The sequence below is a fragment of the Algibacter sp. R77976 genome, from assembly GCF_044594645.1.
In the GTDB taxonomy this organism is placed as follows: Bacteria; Bacteroidota; Bacteroidia; order Flavobacteriales; family Flavobacteriaceae; genus Algibacter_B.
The window spans coordinates 1,491,212-1,504,292 of sequence record NZ_CP138989.1; the positions used below are offsets into that span (position 1 = coordinate 1,491,212).

Consider the following 13,081-nt stretch of genomic DNA (forward strand, 5'->3'; position numbering starts at 1 on the left):
ATTGTTTTTATGTAATATTTGCATTGTAAGTTTTTGAATCTAGTTTCGACATATTACAATGTTGAAAAAGCATATTATATTTAACTAAAAAAAGAAAGGAACCATATTATGCTAACGTGGAAAGAAGTTATCAATTTTTCAGTAAAAGGAAATCCAACTCCCGACAAACGTGTCGAAAAAACAGAAGCCGAATGGAAGGCTTATTTAACCCCAGAACAATTTAGAATCACAAGACTTAAAGGGACTGAAAGGCCTCATAGTGGTGCGCTTTGTAGCATTCACGAAGCTGGTAAATATAACTGTGTGTGTTGCGATACACCATTGTTCGATTCTACTATTAAGTTTGAATCTGGTACAGGATGGCCAAGTTTTACACAGCCAATTAAAGAAAATGCTATTAAGTACAAACGCGATACTGCATTTGGAATGGTGCGTGTTGAAGTTATGTGCAATACTTGCGATGGGCATTTGGGTCATGTATTCCCTGATGGACCGGAACCTAGTGGACTGCGTTATTGCATAAATTCTGAATCTATGCAATTAGAGAAAGGTGATTCAAATGGCAGTTAAATAGAATATAAACCATGTAATAATGATGCCACATATCAAATTGTATGGAGCAGAGCGTTGCCATAAAACCCAATATTATAAAGCTTATTTTAAAGATTTAAATTTAAATTATTTGCTTCTCGATGTTGAGTTAAATAGCGCTTACGCGGAAGAATTAAGGGGTTTGTATAAAAGCAGAAAACTTAATTTCCCAACAATTACCATTGGAGAAAAAAAGTTAAGAAATCCATCTGATTCAGAATTGGATAAATGGATTAAAAAACAGAAAGAAAAGTATAATGAAACTTAACATAAAAGATATATTTAACCAAGAATTACCAGCAGATTCAATTCTAGAAAATAATAGGCGACAGGTGGTAAACGCATGTTTTTCTTTTGTTAAGCCTAAACAAACTGCAAATCCAGAATTACTTCATACATCACCAGAAATGCTCAATAATTTAGGGTTATCTGAGGCTGATGCAAAAAGTGAAGCATTTTTAAAAGTGTTTACAGGCAATGAAGTATTGCCAAATACTAATCCATATGCCATGTGTTATGGCGGGCATCAATTCGGAAATTGGGCAGGACAATTAGGAGATGGACGCGCCATTAATTTATTTGAAGTTGAACATGATAATACCAATTGGCAAGTACAGCTTAAGGGAGCTGGAGAAACACCATATTCAAGAAATGCCGATGGTTTAGCTGTATTGCGATCTTCAGTTAGAGAGTATTTATGCAGCGAAGCAATGTATCATTTAGGAGTACCAACAACACGAGCTTTATCGCTAGCGTTATCAGGAGATCAAGTTTTACGTGATGTTATGTACGACGGAAATTCAGCTTACGAAAAAGGCGCCATTGTTTGCAGAACAGCAGAGTCGTTTTTGCGTTTCGGAAGTTTTCAAATTTTTGCCGCAAACCAAGATGACGAGACACTAAAAACTTTGGTGGATTATACAATAAAGCATCATTTTACGCATTTAGGAGAACCATCAAAAGAAACATATATTCAGTTTTTTAAAACCGTTTCAGAGCGTACGCTAGATATGATAATTCATTGGCAACGTGTAGGTTTTGTTCACGGAGTTATGAATACAGATAATATGTCAATACTTGGTTTAACGATAGATTATGGGCCTTATGGTTGGTTAGAAGGCTATGATTATGGCTGGACACCAAATACCACAGATAGACAACATAAGCGATACCGTTATGGTAACCAACCAAATATTGGATTATGGAATTTACTGCAATTGGCAAATGCCATTTATCCTTTAATTAACGATGCCGAACCATTGGAAACCATTTTAAATCAATACAAAGATAATTTTGAAATAGAAAGGTTGAAGATGATTCGCTCTAAATTAGGTTTGCAACTTGAAGATGAAACCGATAGTGCGTTTATTCTAGAGTTAGAAGATGTTTTGCATTTAACCGAAATCGATATGACCATTTTTTTTAGAAATCTAAGTGATTTTAAAAAAGAGAATCCGTCTGAAGGTCTTAAAGTAATTCATGATGCTTTTTATAAACCAGATGAGGTTATTGGAAATATAGAAAAACGATGGAATGAATGGTTTGATAAGTATTCTAAAAGATTAACGACAGAGTCTTTTTCTCAAAAAGAAAGAATGGAGAAAATGAATCAAGTAAATCCTAAATATGTGCTACGAAATTATATGGCTCAACTAGCCATTGATGATGCAGATAAAGGTGATTATAAGCTGATAGATGAATTGTTTAATATGCTTAAAAAACCATATAATGAGCAACCGGAATATCAAAAATGGTTTGCTAAACGTCCAGAATGGGCAAGAGATAAAGTAGGCTGTTCTATGTTATCTTGTAGTTCGTAATAGATTAAAAAATAAAATTTAAAAAAATGAAAAATTATAAAAAAGCATATATAGCAGGAGGTTGCTTCTGGGGAATGGAAGATTTATTTAGAGTGCGACCAGGAATTAAAGATACCGAAGTTGGTTATATTGGTGGAGAAAATGATAATCCCACTTACAAAAATCATCCTGGCCATGCGGAAGGCATAGAGTTAACTTACGACCCAAACGAAACATCATTCAGAGAAATTTTAGATTATTTCTTCAGAATTCATAATCCTACAACAATAGATAGACAAGGTAATGATAGAGGCTCTAGCTATAGGTCTGCTATATTTTTTCAGAATGAGGAAGAAGAAAGCCAAGCTGAAGCCATGATTAAAATTGTTAACGATTCGGGTAAATGGGAAGGCGATGCAGTAACGACTTTAGAACCATATTCTACATTTTGGAAAGCAGAACCAGAGCATCAAGATTATTTAGTTAGAATACCTAATGGGTATACTTGCCATTTCGAAAGATTTGAAGAAAGTTTTATATAAATCAATTTTCAAATTAAAATAAATTTATACATCTAAGCAATGAGCAGTATTAAACTTAATATAAAAAATAAAAAAGGACATAAATTGCAGGCTTATTTAGAATTACCTGTAGACCAGAAACCGCATTATTATGCCATTTTTGCTCATTGTTTTACATGCAGTAGTACGTTAGGAGCAGTAAGAAATATTAGCAAGTCGCTTACAAGTCATGGTTTTGGGGTTTTGCGATTTGATTTTACGGGTTTAGGAAGAAGTGAAGGTGAATTTTCAGAAAGCCATTTCTCTGCAAATGTGGACGATTTATTAGCTGTAAATGAGTACTTAAAAGCGCATTACAAAGCGCCAAGTTTATTAGTTGGGCATTCTCTTGGCGGTGCGGCAGTAATTGTTGCAGCATCAAAATTAGAAAACATAAAAGCTGTTGCTACAGTTGGAGCTCCTGCATCTGTAAGCCATGTTACACATTTGTTTTCTCACGGTATAGAGGAGGTTAAACAAAAAGGTGAAGTTGAAGTGAATATTGGTGGTAGACCCTTTAAGATAAATGAAGAATTTGTTCAAGATTTCGGTAAAATCGATTTACCAGAAATTACTAAAAACTTACGGAAACCTTTGTTGATAATGCACGCTCCATTTGATAGGGTAGTTGGTATTGAAAATGCGCATAAGTTGTATCACGATGCCCATCATCCAAAGAGTTTTGTGAGTTTAGATGATGCGGATCATTTACTGTCAAACGTTAAAGACAGTAGATATGTGGGAAATATGATTGGAACTTGGGTACAACGTTATTTTGAAACAGAAGATAACACCATGTTAGATACTAAAGGAGAACAATTAGTAGCGCACTTAAACCTAGTTGAAGATAACTTTACAACATCTATTCAAACTAAAAAACATAATTTTGTTGCAGACGAACCTGCTAGTATTGGAGGAGACGATTTCGGGCCATCTCCATACGATTATTTAAGTGCTGGGCTTGCAGCATGTACCGTAATGACTCTTAAAATGTATGCCCAACGCAAGAAATGGGATTTACAAGAAGTGTATGCTTATATAACATATTCAAAGAAGCATAGTGACGATTTGTTGTTAGATTTAGATAAACCAACAAGAATAGATCATTTGCAAAAAAGATTAAAATTTATTGGGAATTTAGATGAACAACAAAAAACTAGATTAAAAGAAATAGCTTCAAAATGCCCAGTTCATAAAACATTGCAAAGCGAAGTAATAATAGAAACAGAACTTATAAATTCATAAAATCGGATACATATGCACGTGAAACTTGTAATGTAAAATACGATTATAAATAATATTATGACTAAAACAAAAATAGGGTTAGGCTTAGCAGCTTTAGGAAGACCAGAATATATAAATATTAGAACAGATAATGCTATTGATAAGTCTGAAGAGGCCTTCAAGAAAAATGCGTATTTAGTATTAGATGAGGCTTATAAATTAGGAGTTAGGTATTTTGATACAGCACCTTCTTACGGGAAAGGAGAGGCGTATTTAATCAAATGGAATAACGACAGAAATCATACAGATGTTGTTTTAGGGACAAAATGGGGTTATACCTATGTTGCGAATTGGGAGTTGGGTTTTGAAGGCAAACACGAGGTTAAAGAGCATACTCTAGAAAAGCTAAAAGAGCAATGGAAGGTTTCAAAGCACATGTTGCCAAAGCTTAAATACTACCAAGTGCATTCAGCAACTTTTGAAAGTGGTATTTTAAAAAATCAAGCAGTTTTAAATCAATTACATCAAATTAAAAAGGAAACAGGTTTAATAATAGGAATTACAACTAGTGGCGCAAACCAAAAAGAAGTAATTGATGCTGCTTTAAAAGTTAATATTGACGGATCAAGCCTGTTTGATAGTTTTCAAGTAACCTATAATGTTTTTGAACAGTCTACTTTTTCAATTTTAAAAGAAGCGCTTAGCCAAGGTAAAAAAGTGATTGTTAAAGAAGCTTTAGCTAATGGTCGTGTTTTTCAAAATGAAAAATTTCAAGGTTATAAAGAACAGTATAAAATTTTAAAAGCGTTATCAAAAAAATACCAAGTAGATGCCGATGCTGTTGCATTGCGTTTTGTAATGGAGAATTTACAGCCAACGTATGTGCTAAGCGGGGCTTCAAATAAAACACATTTATCTCAAAATTTACAGGCATTAAATTTTAGTTTTACTGAAGAAGAAATACAATTGCTTCAAACTTTAAGAACCGCTCCAGAAGCCTATTGGAATGAGCGTAATGCACTAAATTGGAACTAAATAAAATTGTAATTAATATATTTAATAAATAATTAATTTAAATAAAATGAAGTTTAAAAAGATAACAGTTCTATTTGTTATTATAATTTTTTGTAATGCTTGTGCTACATACAAGGCGCAGTATAACAATGTAGAGGCAAATTATCATTTTCCAGATAAGGAGATTGAACATTCATTTTATTTAATTGGAGATGGCGGGAACTCGCCCATGGGATCTACTTCAGAAGGCATTAGTGCATTTAAATCTGAATTAAATAAAGCTCCAAAGAATAGTACAGCGATATTTTTAGGTGATAATATCTATCCTAAAGGGCTTCCTAAAAAAAGTGATAAAAGCAGGGCTTTTGCCGAATATCAGTTAGAGGTTCAAACTAAAGCTGTAAAAGATTTTAAAGGGGGAACTATTTTTATTCCTGGAAATCATGATTGGTATAGTAATGGTTTAAAAGGGTTAAAGCGTCAAGAAGACTATGTTGAAGATGCTCTTGGAAAGAATACTTTCCTTCCAGAAAATGGATGTCCAATTCAAAAAGTAGATATAACGGATAATATTGTAATGATTGTTGTTGATTCTGAGTGGTATTTAACAAACTGGAATAAACACCCAACAATAAATGATGATTGCGAGATTAAAACAAGGTTTAAGTTTTTTGAAGAGTTTGAAGGTTTAATAAAAAAGGCGCGAGGTAAAACGACTATAATAGCGATACATCATCCTATGTTTTCCAATGGGCCTCATGGTGGGCAATATGATTTTGGTTCGCACTTAAAACCTATTCCTGTTTTAGGAACTTTAAAAAATGTATTAAGAAAAACAAGTGGTGTTTCTCCTGCCGATTTACAAAACAAAAAATATAATGCCTTAAAAAAACGTATTGTAACATTGGCTCAAGAAAATGACAAAGCACTTTTTGTGTCGGGTCACGAACATAGTTTACAATATTTAGTTCAAGATAACTTACCGCAAATAATTAGTGGAGCAGGTTCTAAATCTACGGCTACTTGTAATGTGAATGATGCCTTTTCCTCAAGCGAATCAGGATATGCCAGGTTAGATGTTTTTACAGACGGATCATCTGTGGTTCGATTTTATTCAGCTAAAAGCGATAAGGTGATTTTTCAGGCAGAAGTGTTTTCAGAAGACCAAAAAGAAGATAATGTTGATTATAAATTATTTCCAGATGAAAAAATGGCATCAATATATTCTGAAGAAGAAATTGATAAAAGCGGGTTTCATAAATATATTTGGGGTGACCGGTACAGAGCGTATTATGGAACAAAAGTAAAAGCGCCAACGGTTAATTTAGATACCTTGTTTGGTGGCTTAAAACCTTATAGAAAAGGTGGTGGGCATCAATCAAAATCACTTCAATTAATAAATAAAGAAGGTAAGCGTTATGTTATGCGTGCTATTAAAAAAAGCGCAATGGTGTATTTGCAGGCCATGGCTTTCAAAGATCAGTATATTGAAGGACAGTTTGACGGAACAGCTACAGTAGAATTGTTACAAGATTTTTACACAGGTTCGCATCCTTATGCACCGTTTGTTGCAGGAGGATTGTCTGATGCGGTAAATTTATATCACACGAATCCAGTATTATATTTTATCCCAAAACAAAAGGCTTTAGCAGCATTTAATTCTGGCTTTGGAGATGAGTTATATATGATTGAAGAGCATGTATCTAATGGTCATGGAGATCTTAAGAGTTTCGGTAATTCAAATAAAATAGAAAGTACCGACGATTTAATGAAGAATCTGCGTAAAGACGAAAAATATGTAGTTGATGAGGTCATGTTTTTAAGAGCTCGATTGTTTGATATGGTAATAGGAGATTGGGATAGGCATGTTGATCAATGGCGTTGGGCAGAGTTTAAGGAAGATGGTAAAGTTGTTTATAGGCCAATACCAAGAGATAGAGATCAAGCATTTTCTAATATGGGAGATGGTGCTTTAATGAATATAGCAACTCGAATTGTACCGTCATTAAACTTAATGGAAGGTTTTAATGATGAGATAAGAAATGTGAAGGGTTTTAATTCTAGTCCGTTTTCTTTAGACATGATGTTGCTTAATAAAACTACAAAAAAACAATGGGAAGAGCAAGTTGCATTTATTCAAAACAACTTAACGGATAATGCTATTAATCAAGCTTTAAAGGCGTTCCCAGAAGAAGTTCAAGATCAAACTGTTTTAGAGATAAAGCGAGTGCTAAAAGCTAGACTTAAAAGCCTTCCAGAAATAGCAAGCGAGTATTACAAATCGCTTAATAAAACACCTATTGTTACAGGAACTGATAAGGACGATATGTTCGAAATAGAACGTTTTCCAAACGGTAATACAAAATTAACAGTATCTCGAATTAAGGATGGAGAAAAAGGTACTGTTTTGCATGAAAAAAAATATAATAGAGTTAACACAAAAGAAATTTGGATCTATGGATTAGATGATGAGGATGTTTTTAAAGTTTCAGGTGAAGGAAATCATCTTATCAAAATAAGGTTAATTGGTGGGCAAAATAATGATACTTATACCATAGAAAACGGAAAGAAAGTTAAGGTTTATGATTATAAATCGAAAAAGAATGAGTTTGATACAAATAAAGGTAGTAAAAACTTAACTGACGATTTTGAAACAAATACATATCATTACGGTAAACCAAAAAATAGTACTAACCAGTTTGTGCCTTTACTTGGTGCAAATCCAGACGACGGATTTAAAATAGGCTTTATAAATACACTTACTAATTATGGATTTGAGCGTAATCCATTTAGTTCTCAACACATTATTTCTGGAGCATATTATTTTGCCACAAGCGGATTTGATTTTGAGTATCATGGTGAGTTCGCTAATATTATTGGATCTTGGAATTTGGGCTTAAATGCTAAACTAACAAGTCCTAATTATGCTGTAAACTTCTTTGGGTTCGGAAACAGTACCCCAAATTTTAACGTAGATGATGAAGATAATTTTGATTTAGATTATAATCGAGTAAAATTAAGTACCCTAAAATTTGCGCCATCATTAAATTGGAGAGGTGAGTTAGGTGCGCATTTAAAATTAGGTTTAAGCTATGAATCTATTGAGGTTGAAGAATCAAATGATAGATTTATAAATACATTTTATGTAGCAAACGGAGAAGATAACCACAAAGATTTTATTAGTGCAGAAGCTAAATATAGCTATAGGAATAAAGATAACGAAGCATTTCCTACTTTGGGAATGCAAACAAGTTTACAGCTTGGGTATACTTCTAATTTAGAAGATTCTAAAGGGTTTGTTTATTTTATTCCAGAACTTGGTTTTGATCATAAATTGATTCCTAGCGGTCAATTGGTTTTTGCTACAAACGCCAAGGCGCATTTTATTTTTGGTGATGATTTTGAGTTTTATCAAGCTGCAAATTTAGGGGCTAATAACGGATTGCGTGGTTATAGAAATGAACGCTTTTCTGGCAAAAATTCATTTTATCAAAGTACCGATTTGCGTTTAAATTTGCGAAAAATTAAAACAGGTCTGTTGCCTTTAAATATAGGGGTTTATGGCGGTTTTGATTATGGACGTGTTTGGGTTGATAATGAATTAATTTTAAATAATAATGGTTTTAACTCAAACAAGTGGAATACTTCAATAGGTGGCGGCGTTTTTGCAAATGCTGCGGATATTGTAACCTTAAATTTATCAGCTTTTAATAGTGATGATGGTTTGCGTTTAGCGTTTAAAGTTGGTTTTGAATTTTGACACAATACTTCGCCCTTAACTTGTTTTCTCATGTCAATCTATTCTGTTAGTGATACTGTAATTTTTTAATCCGTTTTACGACTATTTAGATGATAATTTGAAGACAATATGAAAAGTAGTTTTAAAGATATAATAACTTCAGAAGAAGTTGTGTTAGTAGATTTTTTTGGAACATGGTGCGGGCCGTGTCAAGCGCTTATGCCAATTTTAAAAGATGTAAAAGCTGAGTTAGGCGATTCAATAAAAATAGTGAAGGTCGATATCGATAAAAATCAAGAGCTAGCAACTAAGTATCAAGTAAGGAGTGTGCCTACAATGATTTTATTTAAAGATGGCGCGCCAAAATGGAGACAATCAGGTGTGCTACAAAAAAAAGACCTAGTAAACGTTATTGAAATTCATGGTTAAGGAAATTAATTGAGGCTAAATTTATATAAATTCCCGCCTTCTCCATGTGCTTTTTCATCTGTAATAAATAATGTTTTAGCATCCTTGAAACAAACACCTTCTTTCTGTGAATCTAAAGAAAAATCATATTGATCAACGGTTCCGCTAAAAAAATCATCTGCAATAAAGTTTGAGAATATCATAACAGATTTAGGAGATAGTAATGCTATAGTTTTTTCATCATCACTAATATCTGCTGATGTAATCCAGCAACTTAATTTATCGCAAGAGTTAAACGAGCTGATAAATTCAGCAATATGATGTCCTGGTTTTGCAGGGATTTTATATAAGGATGTTTTTCCATAATCATCTTTTACACGACTTTTAGTAAATAGATATAAGTTGTCATTAAAATGAAAAAATGCTTCACAATCAAAATGCATGTTTTTCTTTTTGGGAGGAAATTTTGTTTGATTTGGATAACTGAAAGAAATACGTTCAATATCAACGTTATTAGAACTGTTTAATGATTGGTTATTAACTTTTAAAATAGCTAAGTTTTTTCTTTTATTTAAGTTGTTTCCAAAGTCTCCAATATATAAGTTTCCATGCTTATCCGAAGTTAAATCTTCCCAATCGTTGTTTTTAGCATTAATTTTTAATTCTTTTTCGATTTTTCCTTTTTTATTAACGGCGTAAATTTTAGCTTTGTTGCCACTATCATTTAACATCCAAATTAAGTTGGTGTTCGGTGTAATTTCGGTTCCAGAAACTTCGTTTAAAGTTTTAGGAAGGTCTGCAATAACAATTAGTTTTCCAGTATCGCAACCAGAAATAATCAAAAAAAGTAATATTAGAAGTTTATTCATTTAGTTATTCAAAATTTAGAATGCTAAATTTACGCAGATATTTTAATTAAATTAAGCTTAATAAAAGTAAATGACTACAGTTAACGACTTATTAGATCTTTTAGTATTAAAGAAAGTAGGCGATAACGAGTTTAATGGTGTTAGTAAAACTATAGGAAGTCCAATAGTTTTTGGAGGTCAAGTATTAGCACAAGCATTAAATGCTGCGAGCAGAACAATTAATAATCATAGAGTTTTACATTCTATGCATGCTTATTTTTTAGAAGCTGGAGATTTAGAATTACCAATAACTTATAATGTAAGTGTGGTTAGAGATGGTGGAAGTTTTTCTGTAAGGCGGGTAACTGGACATCAAAAAGATAATACAATATTTATTTTATCGGCATCTTTTCACAAAGAAGAAGAAGGTTATAATCATCAAATTGAGATGAAACCTAATATAAAGCAACCAGAAGACTTGTTAAGTTGGACAGATATGTATAAGGAATACGGTTCTTTTTTGCCTAAATCATTAAAATCATTTTTGGCTATTAAAAGACCTGTTGAATTTAAGCCTACTGCTTTTGCAAATCCGTTAGAACCTAAAAATCTGCCTCCAAGTCACGATGTTTGGTTTAAGGTTAAAGGCAATGTTAAAGATTTAGATTTAGCAACAAAACAACAGATTTTAACTTATATTTCGGATTATAATATTTTAACATCAACATTAAACCCAAATGCAAGTAAAGCGCATTGGGGTAATACAATAACAGCAAGTTTAGACCACTCTATGTGGTTTTTTAGAGCATTCGATTTTTCAGATTGGTTACTCTATACTACGGAGTCTCCTAGCGCTTCTGGTGCTAGAGGATTTGCAAGAGGACATATTTTTACAAGAGACGGAAAATTAATAGCCACAGTGGCTCAAGAAGGATTAATAAGACCTATTAAAAATGGAAAGTAAAATTTTAAAAATCGGACACAGAGGAGCCAAAGGGCATGTAACTGAGAATACTTTAGAATCTATAAAAAAGGCAATGGCTTTAGGTGTAGATGGTATTGAGATAGATGTACATAGATGTGCATCTGGAGAATTGGTGGTTTTTCATGACTTTACCGTAGATAGAATTACAAATGGAACTGGTGAGGTTTCAAAGCAAAAACTTCATATTTTAAAAAGGCTTAAAACTAAAGGGAATTATGAAATCCCAACGTTGGCTCAAGTTTTAGCTTTTGTTGAGAATAAATGTTTATTAAATATTGAGTTAAAAGGGCAAGATACTGCTAAAGAAGCTGCCAGAATTATTAAGTTTTATGTTGATAAGAAAGGGTGGGAATACAAAAATATTATAGTTTCTAGTTTTCAAGAAGATTTATTAGAAACGGTATTTAATATAAATAAAGAGATACCGTTAGGTGTAATTACTGAAACTAACCTAGAAGCAGCAATTCAATTAGCTAAAAAAGTTAAGGCACTATCTCTACACCTTCAATACACCATGTTAACGGAAGAAATTGTTCAAGAATTACAAGAAGATTTTAAGGTATTTACATTTACTGTTAATAATTTAAATCCAATTGAACGTATTAAATCTTATGGCGTTGACGGAATAATTACAGATTTCCCAGATAGATTATGATATCAAAAGACATCATCGTAGTTGGTGGTGGAGCTGCTGGGTTCTTTGCGGCAATAAATATAGCTGAACAAAATCCGAATTTAAAAGTAACAATTCTAGAACGCGGTAAAGAAGGTCTAGGAAAGGTGAAGGTTTCTGGCGGTGGGCGTTGTAATGTAACACATGCAGAGTTTATTCCTCAAGAATTAGTGCAAAATTATCCTCGAGGAGAAAAAGAACTATTAGGACCGTTTCATCAGTTTATGACGGGTGATACTATTGAATGGTTTGAAAAGCGCGGTGTAGAACTAAAAATTGAAGAAGACGGAAGAATGTTTCCGGTGTCTAACTCATCGCAAACTATAATTGATTGTTTTTTAAATGAAGCTGAAAAGCATCAGGTTGATGTGTTGTATAATCATGTTGTAAAAACAATTGATAATGATGGGAAATTGTTTCAAATAAAAACATCACAAGGCGATTTTTCAGCTGAAAAAATTTTAATTGCTACAGGAAGTAATCCAAAAATCTGGAATCTCTTAGAGAACTTAGGGCATACCATTTCGCAGCCCGTACCATCATTGTTTACATTTAACATTAAAGATAATCGCATAAAGGATATTCCCGGTGTAGTAGCAAAGGATGTTGAGGTTAGAGTTTTAGGAACAGATTTGTGGAGCGAAGGGCCTTTGCTAATTACCCATTGGGGATTGAGTGCCCCATCAATCTTAAAGCTCTCTGCTTTTGGTGCTTTGGAGTTAGCAAAAAGAGGTTATAAATTTCAAGTAGAAATTAACTTTATAAGAGATTCTTTCCAATCGTGTTTAGATACTTTAAAAGTCTTGAAACAAGATTTGGCGAAAAAAGCGGTATTTAAATCGACACAATTTGATTTGCCAAAACGCCTTTGGCATAAGCTAGTTTTAGCTTCAGGTATGGAAGAGGAAACGCGTTGGGCAGATTTAAATAAGGGGCAATTAGAAGCCTTAGCAAGTCAATTAACTCAAGCTGTTTTTAATGTTGACGGAAAAAGTACTTTTAAAGAAGAGTTTGTTACTGCAGGAGGTGTTAATCTAAAAGAAGTAAACTTTAAAACCTTTGAAAGTAAGCTAGTAAAAAATTTATATTTAGCAGGTGAGGTTATTAATGTTGATGCTGTTACAGGTGGTTTTAACTTCCAAAATGCTTGGACTGGCGCTTATATTGCGGCTAAAAATATAGTACAATAGTTTCTTAAGATAATTTCATTTTAAAATAAAAAATATAGAGCACGAGTTTC

The 13,081-nt window shown here is 32.9% G+C and carries 12 protein-coding genes; 11 read left to right on the forward strand and 1 reads right to left on the reverse strand.

The window, feature by feature from the left end:
- Positions 1-108 precede the first annotated feature (108 nt).
- The 8 genes from msrB to trxA all read left to right on the forward strand — a co-directional run bounded on the left by msrB (position 109) and on the right by trxA (position 9,356).
- Positions 109-570 carry a peptide-methionine (R)-S-oxide reductase MsrB gene (gene msrB, locus SJY43_RS06410; RefSeq protein ID WP_396603018.1) on the forward strand — a complete coding sequence of 154 codons (462 nt, stop codon included), beginning with the start codon at positions 109-111 and terminating at the stop codon, positions 568-570.
- Positions 571-592: 22 nt separating this feature from the next.
- Positions 593-859, forward strand: a complete 267-nt coding sequence (locus SJY43_RS06415) for a glutaredoxin family protein (protein ID WP_396603019.1) — start codon at positions 593-595, stop codon at positions 857-859.
- Positions 849-2,411 carry a YdiU family protein gene (locus SJY43_RS06420; protein WP_396603020.1) on the forward strand — a complete coding sequence of 521 codons (1,563 nt, stop codon included), beginning with the start codon at positions 849-851 and terminating at the stop codon, positions 2,409-2,411. The genes SJY43_RS06415 and SJY43_RS06420 overlap by 11 nt, the downstream gene beginning before the upstream one ends.
- A gap of 26 nt (positions 2,412-2,437) precedes the next feature.
- The gene (gene msrA, locus SJY43_RS06425; protein WP_396603021.1) at positions 2,438-2,932 is read left to right on the forward strand and encodes a peptide-methionine (S)-S-oxide reductase MsrA; all 495 of its coding nucleotides are present in this window, start codon (positions 2,438-2,440) and stop codon (positions 2,930-2,932) included.
- 39 nt (positions 2,933-2,971) lie between these two features.
- A complete protein-coding gene (locus SJY43_RS06430) occupies positions 2,972-4,195 on the forward strand; it encodes an alpha/beta fold hydrolase (RefSeq protein ID WP_396603022.1) in 1,224 nt (407 codons plus the stop codon).
- Positions 4,196-4,252: 57 nt separating this feature from the next.
- On the forward strand, positions 4,253-5,209 hold the full coding sequence (locus SJY43_RS06435; protein ID WP_396603023.1) for an aldo/keto reductase: 957 nt from the start codon (positions 4,253-4,255) through the stop codon (positions 5,207-5,209).
- A 46-nt stretch (positions 5,210-5,255) separates the two neighbouring features.
- Complete coding sequence (locus tag SJY43_RS06440) at positions 5,256-8,948, forward strand: metallophosphoesterase (RefSeq protein WP_396603024.1); 3,693 nt, start codon at positions 5,256-5,258, stop codon at positions 8,946-8,948.
- A gap of 108 nt (positions 8,949-9,056) precedes the next feature.
- Positions 9,057-9,356 carry a thioredoxin gene (trxA, locus tag SJY43_RS06445; RefSeq protein WP_396603025.1) on the forward strand — a complete coding sequence of 100 codons (300 nt, stop codon included), beginning with the start codon at positions 9,057-9,059 and terminating at the stop codon, positions 9,354-9,356.
- 5 nt (positions 9,357-9,361) lie between these two features.
- On the opposite strand, the gene SJY43_RS06450 is transcribed toward trxA, so the two are convergent.
- Positions 9,362-10,204 (reverse strand): hypothetical protein, encoded by an 843-nt coding sequence (locus SJY43_RS06450; protein WP_396603026.1) that lies wholly within the window; start codon positions 10,202-10,204, stop codon positions 9,362-9,364.
- Between the two features lie 70 nt (positions 10,205-10,274).
- Between SJY43_RS06450 and SJY43_RS06455 the strand changes: the two genes are divergently transcribed.
- From SJY43_RS06455 to SJY43_RS06465, 3 genes are read left to right on the forward strand one after another with little or no spacing between them, the layout of a single operon-like run.
- A complete protein-coding gene (locus SJY43_RS06455) occupies positions 10,275-11,147 on the forward strand; it encodes an acyl-CoA thioesterase (protein ID WP_396603027.1) in 873 nt (290 codons plus the stop codon).
- Entirely contained in the window at positions 11,137-11,823 is a 687-nt protein-coding gene (locus tag SJY43_RS06460; RefSeq protein ID WP_396603028.1) for a glycerophosphodiester phosphodiesterase, read from the forward strand. Before SJY43_RS06455 ends, SJY43_RS06460 begins: the two co-directional genes overlap by 11 nt.
- Entirely contained in the window at positions 11,820-13,031 is a 1,212-nt protein-coding gene (locus SJY43_RS06465) for an NAD(P)/FAD-dependent oxidoreductase (RefSeq protein WP_396603029.1), read from the forward strand. Before SJY43_RS06460 ends, SJY43_RS06465 begins: the two co-directional genes overlap by 4 nt.
- Positions 13,032-13,081 lie beyond the last annotated feature (50 nt).

Coding starts and splice junctions, on each gene's coding strand:
- msrB (WP_396603018.1), top strand. CDS start 109: ATGCTAACGTGGAAAGAAGTTATCAATTTTTCAGTAAAAGGAAATCCA.
- SJY43_RS06415 (WP_396603019.1), top strand. CDS start 593: ATGATGCCACATATCAAATTGTATGGAGCAGAGCGTTGCCATAAAACC.
- SJY43_RS06420 (WP_396603020.1), top strand. CDS start 849: ATGAAACTTAACATAAAAGATATATTTAACCAAGAATTACCAGCAGAT.
- msrA (WP_396603021.1), top strand. CDS start 2,438: ATGAAAAATTATAAAAAAGCATATATAGCAGGAGGTTGCTTCTGGGGA.
- SJY43_RS06430 (WP_396603022.1), top strand. CDS start 2,972: ATGAGCAGTATTAAACTTAATATAAAAAATAAAAAAGGACATAAATTG.
- SJY43_RS06435 (WP_396603023.1), top strand. CDS start 4,253: ATGACTAAAACAAAAATAGGGTTAGGCTTAGCAGCTTTAGGAAGACCA.
- SJY43_RS06440 (WP_396603024.1), top strand. CDS start 5,256: ATGAAGTTTAAAAAGATAACAGTTCTATTTGTTATTATAATTTTTTGT.
- trxA (WP_396603025.1), top strand. CDS start 9,057: ATGAAAAGTAGTTTTAAAGATATAATAACTTCAGAAGAAGTTGTGTTA.
- SJY43_RS06450 (WP_396603026.1), bottom strand. CDS start 10,204: ATGAATAAACTTCTAATATTACTTTTTTTGATTATTTCTGGTTGCGAT.
- SJY43_RS06455 (WP_396603027.1), top strand. CDS start 10,275: ATGACTACAGTTAACGACTTATTAGATCTTTTAGTATTAAAGAAAGTA.
- SJY43_RS06460 (WP_396603028.1), top strand. CDS start 11,137: ATGGAAAGTAAAATTTTAAAAATCGGACACAGAGGAGCCAAAGGGCAT.
- SJY43_RS06465 (WP_396603029.1), top strand. CDS start 11,820: ATGATATCAAAAGACATCATCGTAGTTGGTGGTGGAGCTGCTGGGTTC.